Raw genomic sequence first — 18,568 nt, 5'->3', positions numbered from 1 at the left:
AAAGCCTTCCCCTACCATCCTAAACCTCTTTCTTATGATTACGTTTGATACGCTTGCCGCTTTCCGCGCCCACATTGGGCAGTCGCTCGGAAGCAGCGAATGGGTGACCATCACCCAAGAAATGGTCAATGATTTTGCCAAAGCTACGGGCGACAATCAGTGGATTCACGTTAATACAGAATTGGCGAAGCTTTCGCCTTTCAAAACGACCATTGCCCACGGTTTTTTGACCCTATCGCTGGCCCCGAAGTTCATGTACGAAATGTATCAAGTACAGTCGGTCAAAATGGGGCTTAATTACGGAACCAACAAAGTGCGTTTTACCTCGCCCGTCCCCACGGGAAGCCGAATACGAATGCACGCCATCCTTAAAGAGGTAGAAGACCAACAACCAAACGGCGTCAAATCGGTGATAGAAGCCACCTTTGAACTAGAAGGCAGCCCCAAACCCGCCTGCGTAGCCGAATTGATTACGCTTATGTTTGAATGAAAATCAGAGACCAGAAAACGGAGTATGGAGAACGTATTTATGAACATGCTTTGTCTTCCGTATTTCCAGTCTCCGTGTTCCGAACCCTTTAAAATCAACCTAAAAACGAATTAAAATGCGTTTAGAAAACAAAGTTGCTATCATTACGGGCGGTGCACGCGGCATCGGCAAAGCTACTGCCGAAATATTTACCCGCGAAGGGGCCAAAGTCATCATCTGGGATATGCTTGACGCTGGTGAACAAACCGCGCAAGAACTCAGAGACAAAGGTTATTCGGCAGAATTTACTAAAATCAGCGTAACCGACGTACCCGCCATTGAAGCCGCCGCCCGCGACATCTTTGAGAGGTACGGTCAAATTGATATTTTGGTCAACAATGCGGGCATCACCCGCGACAAATCCTTGCTCAAAATGTCGTATCAGGAATGGGCGCAGGTAATAGACATCAACCTCAACGGTGTTTTTAACTGCACCAAAACGGTGGTTCCTTACATGGTTGAAAATAAATACGGCCGCATCATCTGTACCTCTTCGGTGGTAGGGCAAACGGGCAATTTTGGTCAAACCAACTACGTAGCCACCAAAGCCGCCATCATCGGCATGGTCAAAACATGGGCCAAAGAGCTTGGAAAATACAACATTACCGCCAACGCCGTGGCCCCAGGTTTCATCAAAACCGACATGACAGACCTGATTCCAGAAGAAGTACGCAATCAGACCGTGGCCGCAATCCCCGCAAAACGCATGGGCCTGCCAGAAGACATCGCCAACGCTTATCTTTACTTGGCTTCTGAAGAAGCTGGATATGTCAACGGACACACACTCAGCGTAAATGGCGGCGTAGCGTAAAATAAGTATGCTTGCATACCTTTTTTGAAAAATGTATCTTTGGGCAAAAGTCAAGAAAACTCATACACTTCATTATGGCATTCAAAGACACCCTTTTAGAAGGTCTGAACTTCAACCTTTCCGAAGAACATTTGGCGGTAAAAGAAGCCGCCCGCGATTTTGCCCAAAACGAACTTCTACCGGGCATTTTAGAGCGTGATAACGAGCAAAAATTTGACCCTAAACTCCTTAAACGCATGGGCGAGTTGGGGTTTATGGGCATGATGGTCTCGCCAGAATACGGCGGCGGCGGCATGGACACGGTATCGTACGTACTGGCGATGGAAGAGCTTTCTAAAGTAGATGCCTCCGCCTCGGTGATGGTTTCGGTCAATAACTCGTTGGTTTGCTATGGCTTGGAAGCCTACGGCACCGAAGAACAAAAACAAAAATACCTCACCCGATTGGCCTCGGGCGAAATAGTCGGAGCTTTTTGTCTTTCCGAACCCGAAGCTGGCTCAGATGCCACCTCCCAACACACCACCGCCGAAGACAAAGGAGAGCATTACCTCGTCAACGGCACCAAAAACTGGATTACCAACGGCGGCATTTCGTCGGTTTGTTTAGTGATTGCCCAAACCCACCCTGAACTCAAACACAAAGGCATCAACTGCCTGATTGTAGAAAAAGGTTGGGATGGGTTTGCGGTCGGAAAAAAAGAAGACAAGATGGGCATCCGCGCTTCAGATACGCATTCGCTCATGTTTAGCGACGTGAAAGTCCCCAAAGAAAACCGCATCGGTGCCGATGGTTTTGGGTTTAAATTTGCGATGAGTACCCTCAACGGCGGTCGTATCGGTATTGCGGCCCAGGCGTTGGGCATCGCAGCAGGGGCTTTTGAGCTTTCGTTGAAGTATTCCAAAGAGCGAAGAGCCTTTGGAAAGCCCATTTTTGAGCACCAAGCCATCCAATTCAAGCTCGCCGAAATGGCCACCAAAATAGAAGCGGCGCGCTTATTGGTATATAAAGCGGCACGACTCAAAGATGAAGGCAAAGACTACGTAGAAGCCGCCGCAATGGCCAAGCTTTTTGCGTCTGACGTAGCCATGTGGGCCACCACCGAAGCCGTGCAGATTCATGGTGGGTACGGTTATGTCAAAGAATACCACGTAGAGCGCATGATGCGCGACGCGAAGATTACGCAGATTTATGAAGGCACTTCTGAAATACAAAAATTGGTCATTGCCCGGGAGCTAATCCGGTAAAAACGAAAATTATCAAATCAATAAAGCGGGCCAACACCCGCTTTATTGATTTCGCAAAATGCTCCGCTTCTCCCCTACGGAAATCGTCATCACACACACCAGCATTTTATTCCCTCCCCTTGCTGTACCACATTTCTGCTTTCTAAAAAAATTGGCTGGTACCTTTCATGCCCAAGCAATGTCTTTTTTTACCAAAGTATCACAAACCCTCAAAACCAGATTATTTGGATTAAGGAAAGATTAGGACAAAACGCAAAATGCATCGTTTATTCCTCCGATTCTTTCTTTAAAAAAAATATTTTTCGAAAAAAGTACCCCTGAAATACAAAATTTCTCAATAGCCCTATTGGGGCAAAAAGCCCAAATAATCCAATTTTTACTGTTTTTATAAAAAAAAGTATGCGTTTTCTTGCAGGATTCGTGTACTTTTTTTTATATTGAAAAAAATTCCACACTTGTATTAGTTTTGTACAATTATTAGTTTTGTACAAATTTTAAAGAATATCCGTTTTTCGTAAGAATACAAGCAACGCACTTAACCATTACCCAATGGAAGATTATAATAAAATCATCGAATCGCTCGGAGTGAAGTTTATCAAGGCTCGTCACATCCGTATGCTGCAAACCATCACAATTAAAAACTTTTACGACGTCGAAAACTCGTTGATGATCCTCTATGATGGAGAGGTATTGTTTGCCAACGAAAAAATAGAAGTCGGCGATATGCTGTTCATCCCAGGTGGAAAACACGCGACCGTTACCTACAGCAGCGGCGACAACGTGCAACCCAAAGTGGTCAGCAACGAAGAATTCTTGACGCGTCGTGAGTTGTATTTCGACAGTTTGCGCGATGCCACTCAGGTTGGAAAAATTCCTCACTCGTTTGGTTTAGTTGCGTTTGATGCCAAGGTGTTTGATTCGGTCAACTTCTTTACGTCGTTGGACATTCCTCCTTTTATCATCAAAAACAATTCCTACTTGGGGCGCCTCATCGGCGAGATTCTTCAGGAAGATTTTAACGAGACTCCGGGGCGCGGCCGTATCATCAAAATCAAGACCGAAGAACTAGCCATTGAGGTGATTAGGTATATTTTGAAGAATAAGCTGTTTGTGGAGCAATTGGTGACCAACAGTACTTATTTCAAAGACCCACGCTTGATTGATATTTTTGCCTACATCAAAGATAATTTGGGGGGAGATTTATCCAACAAAGTGTTGGCCAACGTCGCCAACGTTTCCGAAGATTACGTAGGACAATACTTCAAAATGCTGACGGGTATCAACCCTCAGGATTATATTGAATACCAACGTATGGAAGAAGCCGTAACGCTGCTCCGTACGTCAAAGAAAAGCATTCGGGCCATCGGTGCCGAAGTGGGCTACAAAGACACCGCCTATTTCTGCCGTCGCTTCAAAATGATGTTTGGTATTCCGGCCGGCAAGATGCGCCGCCGCGAATCGCTGATGAACGTTTAAAGGTGAAAAATAGATTGACTTATAAAGCAGCTCATCTCAATGAGCTGCTTTATTGTTTTTGCGGGGTTTTGGCTTAAATTTGCTTAAAAAACGAAACCTTGTCCAAATATGAAAAAGCTATTTTACCTATCGCAAATTGTTGTTTTAGGTCTTTTATTTGCCGCACAGGCATTGGGCCAGATCAAGGGTGCATGGAAACAAACTTCTTCTGATGGAAAAACGACGATGTTAATTTGCTCAGACAATTACCTGATGGTTTCCCGTTACCAAGAAAAAGAATTTTTATACACAGAAGGAGGAGTTTATAGTTTAGCCAACGGCACTGTAACATACAAAAGTGAGTTCAATTCGATGGATACGTCCAAGGTGGGTAAGACCTTCAATTATAAAATTAATTTGACGGGCACTCAATTATCAGTTGAGGGCTTGGGTGAATGGCAACAAGTAGATAATGCCAATACTCCCGCCGCAGCCAATTATCGCATCACAGGCCGCATGGGCAACGACGGCAACATTGCTCCTATGCAACGCGGCGCACGAAAAACCCTCAAAATGCTTACTGGCACCCGCTTTCAGTGGGTAGCCATCAATCCTGAGACCAAGCAGTTTTCGGGAACAGGGGGCGGAACCTACACCATCAAAGATGGGAAATACACCGAAACCATTGACTTTTTTAGCCGCGACAACAACCGCGTTGGAGCTTCGCTGAGTTTTGATTATGAGCTTAAAGACGGCAAAGACTGGCACCATAGCGGCCTGAGCAGCGCTGGCGCCAAGATTTATGAAATATGGAGCAAAGAACAATAGCCTCTAAATGCCCAATCCCCAATACACACTACCGCTTAGAATGACCATTCCCCAACTCCACGATTTTTTTCGCACCTGTACAGGTGTATCGACCGATACTCGCCAAATTACCGAAGGATGTTTGTTTGTCGCCCTGCGCGGCGACAAGTTTGACGGCAATCTATACGCCAAAGACGCGCTCGAAAAGGGCGCAAAGTACGCAATTGTGGATAACCCCGAGATATCTGTGGATAACCGTTATCTGTTGGTGGATAATAGTCTGGAAGCGCTCCAACAATTAGCCGCTTTTCACCGACGCCAATTATCCATTCCAGTGATTGGCTTGACTGGCTCCAACGGAAAAACCACCACCAAAGAGTTGATTGCGGCGGTATTGTCCAAAAAATTCAGAACCTACGCCACCAAAGGTAATCTCAACAATCATATCGGCGTACCGCTTACCCTCTTGGCCATCGACGATAGCTACGAAATAGCAGTGGTGGAAATGGGCGCCAATCACCAAAAAGAAATTGCGCTTTTGAGCAGCATTTCCCAACCCACTCACGGTCTGATTACCAACGTAGGCAAAGCCCATTTAGAAGGTTTTGGCGGAATAGAAGGCGTCAAAATCGGGAAAGGAGAGCTGTATGATTGGTTGTCTCAATCGGCAGGTACGGTGTTTATCAACGGAGCTAATCCTACGCTCGTTGAAATGGCCGCCCAACGTTCTTTTGCGAAAAAAATCACTTATTTAACGGGCGAGCAGGCGCCTGTTCTGCTCGAAGATTCGCCGTTGGTGAAGTATCGTGATGCCGAAGGGAATCAAATCCAAACTCACCTGACGGGAAAATACAACTTTGAAAATATCGCCGTGGCGTTGGCCATCGGTACGCATTTTGGCGTTTCCAATGCATTGGCCAACCAAGCAGTAGCGGAGTACAATCCCACCAACAACCGCTCTCAAATCATCCAGAAAGGCACTAACACCATCATTATGGACGCCTACAACGCCAATCCCTCGTCGATGTCGGCAGCGGTTGAAAACTTTGGACGACTAAAAGCGGAACGGAAAATGGTGATTTTGGGCGATATGCTCGAACTCGGCGAAGAATCTCCCCAAGAACACCTGGCTTTGGGAAAATTAGTGGCACAACAACACTTCGACGTAGTGATTCTGGCGGGAAAACTCATGCAGGACGCCCTGCCAGCATTACCCAAAGCTTACTATTTCCCCGACAAATTTTCGTTACACAATTGGATTGTAGACCATCCGCAAACCAATATCCACGTGCTTATCAAAGGCTCGCGGGGAATGGGGCTTGAAACGGTTGTGCCCTATTTATAACAAAGATTAATAGCCTACGGCGTAGTCTTTTTTGAACGGTTTTCCAGACCACGCCTTTTGCTGCGTCCATTCGGTGTCGGGGTCGCTCCAAAATGGGTCGGTGGCGGGTAAACCCAATGGAATAAACCCTAAAGTGGTCAAATACATGCTTCCCGCGTTGGAATACGAATCGGCGATATTCGGTTGGTGCCCCGCAAAACCTAGCGTAAGCCAGCCATCATTGTCAAAAATTCCTTCTTGCGCAAACATCCGTTTCATAACCGCCGTGAGCGCACAGCGCACTTGAGCGGCGCTAACCCCCTCGGGCAATTGATGAATCAAAGCCGCATGGGTCAGCGCCTGAAACGCCCCCAAACGATACGTTACGCTACGGCCAAAGGCAGGAAAAGAACCTTCTGGGGATATTAATCTTTCCAAAAAATCGGCGTGCCGTTGCATTCGCTTGACCGCCAGGCCATAACGTTCCTGCAACGCCTTATGGTTGCCCGTGGGCGATTGTCGTTTGTTGGCTTCCAGCCACGTTTGCAGCACATCGACCATCATAGGCTGAATCACGAAAGAGTTGTAATAATCAGTGTGAAAAACTTCACCGTCCTTAAACCAGCCATCACCTACGTACCAATCTTCGATTTTTCGAACGCCAAATTCGATGCGATAACGGTCGGCTTCTTCACCGATGGATAACAAAAACGCTTCTACAATGGCCGCAAACAAGACCCAGTTATTGTTGGGCGGAACCACTCGACGCAATAACTTAAATTCTTCAATGACCCGTTTTTGGGTAACATTATCCAGCGGTTTCCAGAGTGCATCGGGGGCTTTAATCAGGGCTTGTGCCAGAAATGCCGCATCAACTAATGTTTGCCCCTCTTTTCTCCAAAGCATATAATCAGGGTGCGACGGATTTACGCTGTTTTCGATGCTTTTAAGGGCATAGCCCCGCATTTTTTTGCGCAGTTGCCCTTCTTCGGTGGCGTCGTCGGGTAGCGCAAGCCACGGCGCTACGCCTACGATGGTTCGGGCAAAGCCCTCTAAGTAGGCTACTTTTGCGTTTCGGTTGTCCCAAGCGGGGCTGTATTCTACTTTCCAGTTTTCTACCAACGTACCTTCTGCCAGATTTTTGAGCACAGGCTCGGCAATTTTATACAACAATTTGGCCCAATACAACCGGGCCGTATCATCGGCTTTAGTTACTTGAGCACCAGCCAAAGGTACACCGACCGCGCCCAAGCCCAACAAGGTATTTTTTTGAATAAAATCGCGACGATTCATAAAAGAGATAGCATTCTTACTTCATTAATTTCAAACAAACGGGCATCGAAACCTTGATTTCCTTTCGAAAAACAACAGATTATCAATAAATTATCGTTTACGCCTTGAATCAACAATATTCAATACATGAATAAGTTGTTGCTCTTCTAATACACTGTAATAAACCAAATAGTGAGGCTTTACTCTGAACTCACGAACGGAGCTGATAAGGTCATGCCTCCGACCAGCATAGGGCTGCTGCGACAGCATATCGATTGTGCTAATGAGGTAATCAGAAAAATTCTCGGAGACTTCAAAATTCCATTCTTCAAGTAGATACAATAGAATTTCCCTAATCTCTTCTTGAACATTGGACGAATACACTACTTGATAAGCCATTCTCTCACCTTGTTACGTAGTTCGTCGCTATTAATTCCTTCCTTTGGATTTTGTTGAAGAGAATCGTTGAGTGTTTTTAAAAATTCGGGCGAATTACTATCAAAATGAATTTCTCTACTCTGAAAAAAGAAACTAAGATTGGCATATAAATCTTCAATGTCCTGCTCATCGGTAAGCAAGTCTATTTGCTGATGTATCTTTGCTTTTAGTTCAACGGCAGACATGGCCCTAGTGCTTTTAGTTTAACCAAAGTTAGAAAAAAATGTCGGGAAGGCAAAAAAGAGACATTTACGGTCTAGTTTGCTATTGGAGATGCCTGACCACCTCCGCGCTTACTTCATTAATTTCAAACAAACGGGCATCGAAACCTTGATTTCCTTTCCCGTGGGGGTCAGTTTTCCCGTTTTAGTGTCACGGCTAAACACCACCACGTTGTCGCTGTCCTGATTGGCTACCAAAATCCATTTGCCAGTGGGGTCAATCATAAAATTACGGGGGGTTTTTCCCAGTACATTCTGATGGCCTACGTAGGTCAATTGTCCCGTTTTTTGATTAATGCTGTAAATCACCAAACTCTCGTGCGTGCGGTTGGAGCCGTACAAAAATTTACCATCGGGAGAAATGTGAATATCTGCGCACCACTTGCGGCCTGTGTAGTCGTCGGGGAGGGTCGTAATTGTCTGGAAAGGCATCAATTTGCCATCTTTGTAGTTGAAGCCCGTCACGGTTGCATCCAACTCCTGAATCACGTACGCAAACTTTCCATTGGGATGAAACGTAAAATGCCGGGGGCCAGCACCAGGAGTGGTAGCCGTAAAAGCAGGATTTCCGGGGGTCAGTTGGCCCGTTTCTGCGTTTAGCGAATAAGTCATGATTTTGTCAGTGCCTAAATCAGGAACAAACACATCACGGTTGTTGGGGGCGATATTGATCGAGTGAACGTGCGGTTTTTCTTGGCGTTCTGTATTGATGCTTTTGCCTTCGTGCTGGATGGTCTGGACGGGCTTCCCAACCGAACCGTCGGCCTGAATGGGCAGTACGCTCAGACTCCCGCCGCCATAATTACCAACAATAACCCATTTCCCAGTTTTATCAACCGTTATGTGGCATGGCCCTACGCCACCCGCCGACTGCGTGTTTAGTAAAGTCAAACTTTGCGATTGCTTATCAAATGAAAAGGCACTTACCGCCCCTCCACTCATTTCGGCCACAGAATATACAAAACGTTGGTCGGGCGAAAACGCCAGAAACGATGGATTTTTAACCCCCTTCCCAATCGTTACGGGAGTAAGGTCTCCCGTTTTGGAATTAAACTGATAGACATAAATCCCTTCGCTGGCTTTGGAAGTATAGGTACCTATAAACAGAAGATGGCCTGTATTTTGGCCATTTGATACAACACTCATTAGATATAAAAGCCCAAAGAGGAGAAGGCTGGCTCTTTTCATGTCTTAAATCGGTTAAAAAGAAGTGATAACTATCGTTTTTTTCGCTCTTTTTCTAAAGTAATAAAAAAAATTCTTTTACCCACGATTCCGGCACTAGTTTTGGGGTTTGTCATGAATGTTAAAAAAAATGCATAACTTTTGGTCTTTATTTCAGTTCAGGATAGTATCTTAATTTACATACTCATATACGTTATGAAAGGCATAGTTTTTACCGAGTTTCTCGACATGGTTGAGCAAAACTTCGGTTATGAAATGGTTGACACATTGCTCAACGAGTCGGAATTACCTTCAGGAGGCATCTATACAAGCATCGGCACTTACAATCACCAAGAAATGGTAAACCTGCTTGTTACCCTGAATATGGAAACTAAAATCCCCGTTTCACAGCTATTGAGAACTTTTGGTCGCTACCTGTTTCAACGTTTCACTAAAATATACAGTCATCTGATTGATAAAGCCCCCGATGCTTTTACCTTTCTGGGTTCTATCCACAATTACATCCATGTTGAAGTACGAAAGCTATACCCAGATGCCGAACTGCCCCATTTTGACATAGAACAACCCAATACCCGTACCTTAGTAATGTACTACTCGTCTGTCAGAAGCATGGGAGATTTGGCGTATGGCCTTATTGATGGCGCAATGAAACACTACGGCGAAACGGCAACGATAACGCAGGAACTTCTTCAAGAAGACGGTAGTAAGATAAAATTTGTGATTGAAAAGTAGTATGCAAGACATCGAAATTCTACAAAGACGGGTAGAACGGGAACGCAAAGCTCGCCTGCAAGCCGAGGCAATTCTGGAAGAAAAAGCTTTCCAACTCTATCAAACCAACGAAAAACTGCGGCTCCTCAACGAAAACCTCGAACAACAAGTTATTGAAGGTGGCGCCAAACTTCAAAAAAGTGAAAAAAGATACCGACAGCTCATTGAGTCTGTGCAGGATATTATTTATAAAATTTCACCTAAGGGATATTTTACGTTTGTGAACCCCGTGGTGGAACAACGTCTTGGGTACTGCCCTGACGAAATCATCGGGCATCATTTTACCGAACTGGTAGTGCCCGAATACCGTGAGAAACTCGTCAATTTTTATTGGGAAATGGTGCACTTTCAAAAAGAAAGCACCTATAATGACTTCCCAGTCTACAAAAAAAATGGCGAAATTGCTTGGATTGGGCAAACGGTGCGGCTTATCGAAAATGAAGGAAATGTAGTGGAGCTGGTCGCAGTAGCGCGCGACATTACCGAACAGGTAGCCACCGACGACGCCCTTCGCACTACCCAAACCCGGTTATCAACCCTTATCACCAACCTACAAAAAGGAGTCTTGGTAGAAGACGAAAACCGCAAAATTATCCTAGTCAATCAATTATTCTGCGACCTTTTTGAGATTACCGCCCCCGCCGAAACGTTGATCGGGGTCGATTGCTCACAATCGGCTGAACAATCAAAACACCTCTTCAAAAATCCAGAAGAATTCGTCAAACAAATCAACGATTTGCTGGCCAAACAAGAAATCTGCATCAATGAAGAATTACACATGGTCAATGGTCGCATTCTTGAACGCGACTATATTCCGATTTTTTTGGAAGGACAATACCGAGGGCACCTTTGGAAATATGCGGATGTAACCGAACAGTTTCTGGCCAGAGAACAAATTCGAAAAAGCGAAGAAAAATACCGTGGCATCATGAACAACATGGAGCTCGGCCTCATTGAAGTAGACCAGGAGGACCGCATTGTCCGGGCCTACGACCGCTTTTGTCTGATGATGGGCTACACAGAAGCAGAACTCATCGGCAAAGGGGCATCTGATTTATTCTTGCCGCCTGAATTTCGCGGAATATTTGAGCAGCATCAGTCGATAAGAAGCGAGGGCAGGGCAACGTCGTACGAAGTTCAAATGATGAAAAAAGACGGAAGCCGCATCTGGGTCATTCTTAGTGGCGCACCCATCATGGACGAGCACGGCAACATCGTAGGTTCTATGGGAATCCACTACGATATTTCAGCACGGAAACACCTGGAACAAGAACTAGCCCTCGCCAAAGAAATTGCGGAAGAGGCGCGTCAGGCTGAAAAACAGTTTTTGGCAAATATGAGTCACGAAATTCGTACTCCGCTCAATGCCATCATTGGAATGACCCACTTATTGTTTGACACCCGCCCCAGCAAACAGCAATACGAGTACCTTGATATTCTTAAATCATCGGCTGATTTTCTACACAGTCTTATCTCAGATTTACTTGACATGGCAAAAATTGAAGCTGGACGCATCGAAATTCAGAACCATCCATTTGATTTAGTGGGTCTTTTAAGAACTACCCAACGGGTATTTCAAATCAAGTTGGAAAATCGCCCCATTGAGTTGGATTTAATGATTGACGGTCGTATTTCGGGCAATTATCTGGGCGACGATGTGATGTTAAATCAAATCCTGCTCAATATCATTGGCAACGCTGAGAAGTTTACGGAAGAAGGAACGATTGAAATAACGGTAAAACTCAAGAAAGAAGACAATGAAACCTGCTGGATTGAGTTTAAAATAGCCGATACCGGCATCGGGATTCCGAAAGAAAAACTGGACTTAATTTTTCAGAAATTCAAGCAGGTCAACCCACAAGGACACAAACACAAAGGCACTGGTCTGGGGCTATCTATAACCAAACAACTCGTTGAATTGCAAGGCGGTACCCTAACGGTAAAAAGCCATGAAGGAGAAGGAACCACTTTTACGTTTACCCTGCCATTTCAAAAATCCGACACCGAGATTGTTAAAAACGACTATACAATTGAAGAAGGTGCGGCCAATTTAGAGCTGTGCAACCTGCTCGTTGTGGAAGATAACATCATGAACCAACGCTACATCAGCGGCTTACTCAATAAATGGAATATTCCGTTTACCATCGCCATTGACGGCAGAAAAGCGGTAGAACAAGCCCATAAACAGCATTTCGATATTATTCTTATGGATATTCAAATGCCAAATATGGACGGCTATGAAGCAACGTTGACCATTCGAAACACGAATAATCTCAACCAAAATACGCCCATTGTTGCCCTTACCGCCTCGGCAATGATGGATCAGAAAAACAAGACGAAGGCGGTCGGAATGAATGATTTTATCACCAAGCCATTTACTCCGTCGCAGCTGTTAAGTGTTATTCAAAAATTCCTCAAAGTAGAGAACCTACCTACACCCTCCCCAGTTTCTCTCTCTGAGCCAACATCTACTCTTCTCAATTTTTCTCGCCTCAAAGAATTGTACGGCGACGACAATGAGTACATTCTGGATATGATGGAAACTTTTCTGACTGATGCACTACCCGATTTTTCGGGCTTTCAGGCATTAATAAATACCAACGACTGGGTGACTTTGAGCAAGTTGGCACACCGACTAAAACCTAGCCTTGGGATGGTAGGACTCACGGATTTAGAAAAAACAATGGCCGAAATTGAAAACCAAGCCCGTAAGCAACCAGAAGCTGAAAGTTTACAGCTACTTTTAAACCACGTCAATGCCCAACTCGAAATAGGCGTAAAAGAAATTAAAAGCGAAATTGAGAAGCTGAAGCTATAACACCTTTCGTAAAGAAGATACAATATGCTCCACCATTGAGTCAAACCAGATTTATTGGTGTAAGTAACTATCGTAAAGCAGGAATCGGAAGCAAATCCATATCGGTAAAATCCTTGTTCTCTCCCGCCATTCCCCAGATGAAAGAATAGCTGGACGTACCGCAGCCCGAGTGAATCGACCACGGCGGCGAAAGGATCGCTTGGTGATTGGCTACCCACAAATGACGCGTTTGTGTAGGCTCACCCATGAGGTGCAGCACTCCGTGGTTTTCTGGCACGTCAAAGTAGCAGTAGGCCTCCATGCGTCGGTCGTGCGTGTGGGCAGGCATCGTATTCCAGACGCTCCCCGTTTGGAGTACCGTCAATCCCATCACCAATTGGCAGCTTTGAATACCGCCTTCATGGATGTATTTGTAAATGGTACGTTGGTTGGCCGTTTCGACCGCACCCAGATTAACCGGCGACGCTTCTTCTTTGGTAAAAGCCCGATTGGGGTACGTATGATGCGCTGGCGACGACAGCAGAAAAAAGCGCGCAGGGTTCTCTACATTTTGACTGCTAAAAATCACATTCTGAGTACCTTTTCCGAGGTACAAACAACCTAATTTGTCCAGTTCAAACATGACTCCGTCGGCCATGATACGGCCTTTCCCTCCCACATTGATAATGCCCAGTTCGCGGCGATCCAGAAAATAGGCAGCTTTGAGGGCATCATGTGTTTCAAGCGCAATGGTACGCTCAAGCGGCATTGCACCGCCCGTCAACACCCGGTCATAATGCGAATACACCCATTCGATTTGATTGGGCGTAAACAATGTTTCAATCAGGAAGTTTTCGCGAAGCTCTTCAGTATTCATCTGGGCCGTTTCTTTACGGCTGCTTTCGTGCCTTATTTGCATTTGAGTTCTTTAATTAAATATATAATAATCTACTGTATTACAATTATTTACCTCCCCATCCAACCGCCATCTACGGTCAAAACTGTACCATTTACGTAGTCAGAAGCCGAAGATGCCAAAAACACGGCTGGGCCTTTGAAGTCATCTGGCTCGCCCCAACGACCCGCCGGAATACGGTCCAAAATGGACTTGCTGCGGTCGGCATCGGCCCGCAATGCGGTTGTGTTATCTGTAGAAATGTATCCAGGCGCAATCGCGTTGACGTTGACCCCTCTGCCCGCCCATTCATTGGCGAGAGCTTTTATGAGACTCCCAACCGCGCCTTTGCTCGCGGCATAGCCAGGGACGTTTATCCCCCCTTGAAAAGTGAGCAGCGAAGCCGTGAAGACAATTTTTCCATACCCTCTTTGCATCATTTCTTTGCCAAATTCTCTGGCCAAAATAAACTGCGCATCTAGGTTGATAGACAGTACTTTATCCCAATACTCATCGGGGTGGCTAGCCGCTGGTTCGCGTAGGATAATGCCCGCGTTATTGAAGAGAATATCAATGCGAGAATGTTCTTCTTTTACTTGATTAATAAATGCGTATAATGAACTGCGGTCGCCTAAATCAGCTGCGTAGGGGCTGAATTCCCGGCCCAATTGACGCACGGCTTTTTCAATTTCACTTCCTTGCAACGGCATTGACCGCGACACCCCGATGATGTCGGCTCCCGCTTCGGCGAGACCCGTGGCCATTGCCAAGCCAATTCCTCGATCACAGCCCGTTATCAATGCCACTTTACCCGTCAAGTCGAAGTTTTTCATTTTTTCTGATTTTAATTTTTTTTAGAAATTTGGATAAAAGGCATTGTTATCCATTTGCTTTACCTCATTCTATTTATCCATTGCCGTATTCAAGTTTAGTTCACAATTTTAGTACATTACAAATATTTTGTTGACTTTTTTTATGCAATCGTTGTCGGTAACGTTCCCAAAATGCCAGGAACAGAGTTTATCTTGTTTTTTTTTGAGTTGTTTACCAAAAAGACGTATCTTCACTTCTCAAAAGAGAATCCTTTACCCAGAACAAAAAAATTGTACAAAACCAATAATTAAGACTGTGGAGATAATTACCATAAAAGATATAGCTAAGGCGCTCAATCTTTCAACTTCTACAGTATCGAGGGCGCTGCGGGGGAGCTACGAAATTAACCCTGAAACCAAGCGACTGGTTATGGAATATGCCGAGCGGATGAACTACCGCCCCAATCCCATTGCCCTGAGTTTGAAAGAAAACCGTAGTCGTTCGATTGGCGTAATTATTCCTGAGATTGCCAACAACTTCTTCTCACAGGCCATTAACGGCATGGAGTCCATCGCCTATAATCGCGGGTACCATGTCGTGATTTCGCAAAACCACGAATCCTACGAGCGTGAACTGGTCAGTACACAATACCTAGCCCAACGCCGGGTAGACGGGCTTTTGGTCTCTCTTTCGGGAGAAAGCAACGACCTAGAGCACTTTAAAGAGCTGCAAACCAAAGGCTTACCAATTGTGTTTTTTGACCGCGTACCACAGGACTACATTACGCACAAAGTAATCGCCGATAACTTTGCGGGAACGTACGAAGCCACTGAGCACCTGATTAAACAAGGTTTTCGCCGCATCGCCCACTTGACCAGCCCTTCGTGGCTTTCCATTACGTATGAACGGTTGGAAGGCTACAAAAAAGCCCTCCAAAATCACGACATCCCCATTGAAGACTCTTACATCAAGTATTGCAGTCACGGGGGGATGATTTTCGAAGAAGTTGAGCAGGCAGTCATGGAGTTGATTAACCATCCCAACCGACCCGATGCCGTTTTTACGGCTGGCGACCGCCTTACCACCACGTGCATGTCGCTGATTCGGCGAGAAGGGCTGCGTATTCCCGAAGACATCGCTATCGTTGGATTTACCAATTTGATGACGGCTGATTTGCTCAATCCCGCCTTGAGTGCCGTTCGTCAGCCAGCGTATGAGATGGGGCAATTGGCCACCGAATTTTTAATCGACCTGATTGAGCACCCGAAAGCGACGATTCGGTTTGAAACGAAAAAATTGGACACGCATTTGGTCATTCGTGATTCTTCCCTCAAAGCCACTCCGTAATCCTAAACTAGACCAATGCTTCGTTTTTTGTGCATTGCCTGTTTTCCTTTTTTTTTACAGGCCCAAACCCGCGATACCCTCGCAGCCTTCCGACCCGATTCTACCTTCTTTGTACGCACCAAAGGGGCCCTGGCTTACCTCAATTATGGGGTGGGTGAAGATCGCCTCGGAGGCGCAAAAATGGGGTATGTCGATTCGCTGGTATTGCTCAAAGTCACCGCTAAATATAAAGACCTTTATCGGGTACGTTTGACCGACCAACTGTCGGCGTGGATTCCGCAAACCCTCACCAAACGTGATACCAACGTACGGCTCCCCTCGGTACAATATTTAACGGCTTCTTGGCGCGTATCTGGCGATAATCGCCAAGATTATGTGTCCATCCCATTACCCGAGCGACTGCCCTACCGCAGCCGTCAGGAGATAAATCCAGCTCGGATTGTGGTGGACATTTTCGGGGTCACGGCCAACACCAACTGGATTACGCAACTTCGCACGGCAAGAGAGATCAAAAACATTGATTATGAACAGGTTGCCGATGAGCAATTCAGGATTATCATTTCCCTGTGCCATGCGCAACATTGGGGTTATGCCATCGGCTACGAAGGTCGTCGGCTAGTGATACGCGTTACGCATCAACCCGAAAAATTACGCCTTCGTGACCTGACCATCGCGGTAGACGCTGGCCACGGCGGTAGCAACTTAGGCGCTCGTGGCCTGCGGTCTAAGCAATACGAAAAAGACTTTAATCTCAGCATTGCCCGACATTTACAGAAAGAACTTGAACGCAAGGGGGCAACCGTCCTGATGACCCGCAACAATGATTCACTGATCAATAACACCGACCGCGTACTGAGCCTTCGTAAACTCAAACCCGACTTGCTCATTAGTATTCACAACAATGCGGCGGGCGATACCACCAAAACCAAAGGGACAAGTACGTACTATAAACACCTTGGATACAGGCCGTTGAGTCAAGCCATATTGGAACGATTGTTGGAAATGGGGTTGACCGAATACGGCAATGTCGGCCGTTTTAATTTTGCGCTCAACAGCCCTACCGAATACCCCAATGTGCTGGTAGAAGGATTATTTTTAAGCCACCCCGACGACGAGGCGCTTATTTTAGAAGACGCTTACCGCAAAAAAATGGCGAAGCAGATTCGAAAGGGCGTAGCAGATTGGCTAAAACAAGTCAGAAAGCAACGTTCGTAAAAATAGATTATGTAATTTTAGGGGCGCTTTGGTAAACGCCTCGACCCTATGCCTTTTATTTATTTTATACTCCTGTTTATGCATTCTGCTGTTCCAGAAATCCACTTGGCGAAAGGCCAATCAACCACACTGTCACAAAATCATTTTCGACATGCCACCGACGGAAAAGAAGCGCCCCAGTCTACGTTGGTCAAACTGAGTTTTGACGACGAATACCTATCCGTTGATTTTCAGTGCTTGCAAAATCCGTTTTGGAGCCAAAACACCTACACAAAGCATAATACCGAAATGTGGAATCAGGAGGTTTTTGAGCTGTTTATTGCCGAAGGCAGCGCCACCCCCACGCAGTATTTAGAATTAGAAATCAACCCCAACAACGCGCTGTTTGTGGGTTGGATTGACAATCCGACGAAAGAAACACCCCAAAAATTGACGTTTGTGCCTTACGAAAAAGCAGGTATCAAACACGAAGTGAAAGCAAATGGCGATACTTGGTCGGGCAAAATGCAGATTCCGTGGGTTTTATTGGGGGGCAAAAAAGATACCTATCGCCTGAATTTTTACCGGATTGTGTCACTTCAACCCCACCCAAATACCGATTGGAAATGCACTCCTGCCGACTGTGATTTTACATGTTGGAGCCCGTCAATGAGCGGCGCTACGCCCCGTTTTCACCGCCCCGATGCTTTTGGAATCTTGCATTTAAAATAGCCTATTCCACCGTCAGATAAATAATATTGGTGGGCGTAAGCAGGTGCTTTACTGTTACTGGATTTCCTTCTTTTATTTTCTCAAATGTCTCTGCTTGCTCTACATCCACTTTCATAAGACTGTGAGAAACAGGGTGTTTTAGCCATATTAAATAAGAATGCGAGGTCCCACTTTTGCTTGAGCGATGCACGATAAGCTCTTTTTTTTCAACGGGGACCTTAGCCATTTCGGTAAAATCAGACTTAGGATACAGCATAAATTTTCGCACGATTTTGACCGCACTAGACACCCCACCCCCCACAAGCCATAGCCAAAAAGGCAATAATGCAAATGTATAAAGTACCGTGTCAGGTATGGGAAGAATGGCCAATAAGCGACTCCCCATATCTTGTAAAACCTTCAGCATATCTTTGGGCAAAAACCACAAACTAAAAAAACAAATCCAAAAGACTGTCGGCCAAATCCACCAGATAATTTTATAAGTGATTTTAATGACGTTATCAATTTGGTCAACGGCGCGGTCGGCATAAAATTCAGTTTTAGGAATTGCATTCATAAGACCAGAAAGGTTGGGAGGGTGAATTTAAAAATTTGTCGCCACATTCTCCTATTTTGTTTCAATCCTATTCGGAGCTTCTTCTGGCAACGTTGCCGACAACGATTGCATAAAAAAATGCAATAAATGAGTTGTTTTGTTATAATTTAACCAGTAATCTCGTACAGGATTCCTCGT

General features: G+C 45.5%; 18 protein-coding genes. 11 read left to right on the top strand and 7 right to left on the bottom strand.

The features are described 5' to 3' along the window. Positions 1–34: 34 nt before the first annotated feature. From NCI00_RS12865 to NCI00_RS12840, 6 genes are all read left to right on the top strand, one after another. Positions 35–490: a MaoC family dehydratase gene (locus NCI00_RS12865; protein ID WP_253528125.1), complete on the top strand. Its 456-nt coding sequence runs from the start codon at positions 35–37 to the stop codon at positions 488–490. 115 nt (positions 491–605) lie between these two features. After that, positions 606–1,340 carry a 3-oxoacyl-[acyl-carrier-protein] reductase gene (gene fabG / locus NCI00_RS12860; RefSeq protein ID WP_253528123.1) on the top strand — a complete coding sequence of 245 codons (735 nt, stop codon included), beginning with the start codon at positions 606–608 and terminating at the stop codon, positions 1,338–1,340. Positions 1,341–1,444: 104 nt separating this feature from the next. After that, positions 1,445–2,584: an acyl-CoA dehydrogenase gene (locus NCI00_RS12855; RefSeq protein WP_253528349.1), complete on the top strand. Its 1,140-nt coding sequence runs from the start codon at positions 1,445–1,447 to the stop codon at positions 2,582–2,584. A 549-nt stretch (positions 2,585–3,133) separates the two neighbouring features. Next, positions 3,134–4,060, top strand: coding sequence for an AraC family transcriptional regulator (locus NCI00_RS12850; protein ID WP_114068635.1), 927 nt, complete (start codon positions 3,134–3,136; stop codon positions 4,058–4,060). A 108-nt stretch (positions 4,061–4,168) separates the two neighbouring features. Continuing rightward, entirely contained in the window at positions 4,169–4,867 is a 699-nt protein-coding gene (locus NCI00_RS12845; protein ID WP_253528121.1) for a membrane or secreted protein, read from the top strand. 7 nt (positions 4,868–4,874) lie between these two features. Further along, positions 4,875–6,191, top strand: coding sequence for a UDP-N-acetylmuramoyl-tripeptide--D-alanyl-D-alanine ligase (locus NCI00_RS12840; RefSeq protein WP_253528119.1), 1,317 nt, complete (start codon positions 4,875–4,877; stop codon positions 6,189–6,191). Positions 6,192–6,197: 6 nt separating this feature from the next. On the opposite strand, the gene NCI00_RS12835 is transcribed toward NCI00_RS12840, so the two are convergent. The 4 genes from NCI00_RS12835 to NCI00_RS12825 all read right to left on the bottom strand — a co-directional run bounded on the left by NCI00_RS12835 (position 6,198) and on the right by NCI00_RS12825 (position 9,289). Beyond that, positions 6,198–7,463, bottom strand: a complete 1,266-nt coding sequence (locus NCI00_RS12835; RefSeq protein ID WP_253528116.1) for a DUF2264 domain-containing protein — start codon at positions 7,461–7,463, stop codon at positions 6,198–6,200. A gap of 90 nt (positions 7,464–7,553) precedes the next feature. Then, positions 7,554–7,841 carry a type II toxin-antitoxin system RelE/ParE family toxin gene (locus NCI00_RS29580; RefSeq protein WP_374758839.1) on the bottom strand — a complete coding sequence of 96 codons (288 nt, stop codon included), beginning with the start codon at positions 7,839–7,841 and terminating at the stop codon, positions 7,554–7,556. Continuing rightward, positions 7,826–8,065, bottom strand: coding sequence for a hypothetical protein (locus NCI00_RS12830; protein ID WP_253528114.1), 240 nt, complete (start codon positions 8,063–8,065; stop codon positions 7,826–7,828). Before NCI00_RS12830 ends, NCI00_RS29580 begins: the two co-directional genes overlap by 16 nt. A 108-nt stretch (positions 8,066–8,173) precedes the next feature. Then, a complete protein-coding gene (locus NCI00_RS12825; RefSeq protein ID WP_253528112.1) occupies positions 8,174–9,289 on the bottom strand; it encodes a lactonase family protein in 1,116 nt (371 codons plus the stop codon). Positions 9,290–9,481: 192 nt separating this feature from the next. Here NCI00_RS12825 and NCI00_RS12820 point away from each other — a divergent pair, with 192 nt between their 5' ends. After that, entirely contained in the window at positions 9,482–10,018 is a 537-nt protein-coding gene (locus tag NCI00_RS12820) for a heme NO-binding domain-containing protein (protein WP_253528110.1), read from the top strand. Between the two features lies 1 nt (position 10,019). Beyond that, positions 10,020–12,875, top strand: a complete 2,856-nt coding sequence (locus NCI00_RS12815; RefSeq protein WP_253528108.1) for a PAS domain S-box protein — start codon at positions 10,020–10,022, stop codon at positions 12,873–12,875. A gap of 67 nt (positions 12,876–12,942) precedes the next feature. Here NCI00_RS12815 and kduI read toward each other — a convergent pair whose 3' ends face one another. Both kduI and NCI00_RS12805 read right to left on the bottom strand, forming a co-directional pair. Next, positions 12,943–13,773: a 5-dehydro-4-deoxy-D-glucuronate isomerase gene (gene kduI / locus NCI00_RS12810; protein ID WP_253528106.1), complete on the bottom strand. Its 831-nt coding sequence runs from the start codon at positions 13,771–13,773 to the stop codon at positions 12,943–12,945. A gap of 47 nt (positions 13,774–13,820) precedes the next feature. Further along, positions 13,821–14,582, bottom strand: coding sequence for an SDR family oxidoreductase (locus NCI00_RS12805; protein ID WP_253528104.1), 762 nt, complete (start codon positions 14,580–14,582; stop codon positions 13,821–13,823). A gap of 295 nt (positions 14,583–14,877) precedes the next feature. Between NCI00_RS12805 and NCI00_RS12800 the strand changes: the two genes are divergently transcribed. The 3 genes from NCI00_RS12800 to NCI00_RS12790 all read left to right on the top strand — a co-directional run bounded on the left by NCI00_RS12800 (position 14,878) and on the right by NCI00_RS12790 (position 17,835). Further along, entirely contained in the window at positions 14,878–15,909 is a 1,032-nt protein-coding gene (locus NCI00_RS12800) for a LacI family DNA-binding transcriptional regulator (protein WP_166558632.1), read from the top strand. A 15-nt stretch (positions 15,910–15,924) separates the two neighbouring features. After that, the gene (locus tag NCI00_RS12795; protein ID WP_253528101.1) at positions 15,925–17,124 is read left to right on the top strand and encodes an N-acetylmuramoyl-L-alanine amidase family protein; all 1,200 of its coding nucleotides are present in this window, start codon (positions 15,925–15,927) and stop codon (positions 17,122–17,124) included. A gap of 78 nt (positions 17,125–17,202) precedes the next feature. After that, positions 17,203–17,835, top strand: a complete 633-nt coding sequence (locus NCI00_RS12790; protein ID WP_253528097.1) for a carbohydrate-binding family 9-like protein — start codon at positions 17,203–17,205, stop codon at positions 17,833–17,835. Between the two features lies 1 nt (position 17,836). Here NCI00_RS12790 and NCI00_RS12785 read toward each other — a convergent pair whose 3' ends face one another. Then, the gene (locus NCI00_RS12785) at positions 17,837–18,391 is read right to left on the bottom strand and encodes a hypothetical protein (RefSeq protein ID WP_253528094.1); all 555 of its coding nucleotides are present in this window, start codon (positions 18,389–18,391) and stop codon (positions 17,837–17,839) included. Positions 18,392–18,568 lie beyond the last annotated feature (177 nt).

Source organism: Runella salmonicolor, from assembly GCF_024158025.1.
Classification (GTDB): Bacteria; Bacteroidota; Bacteroidia; order Cytophagales; family Spirosomataceae; genus Runella; species Runella salmonicolor.
The sequence above is the reverse complement of the archived record's forward strand: the minus strand, read 5'-3'. Positions and strand labels throughout refer to the sequence as shown.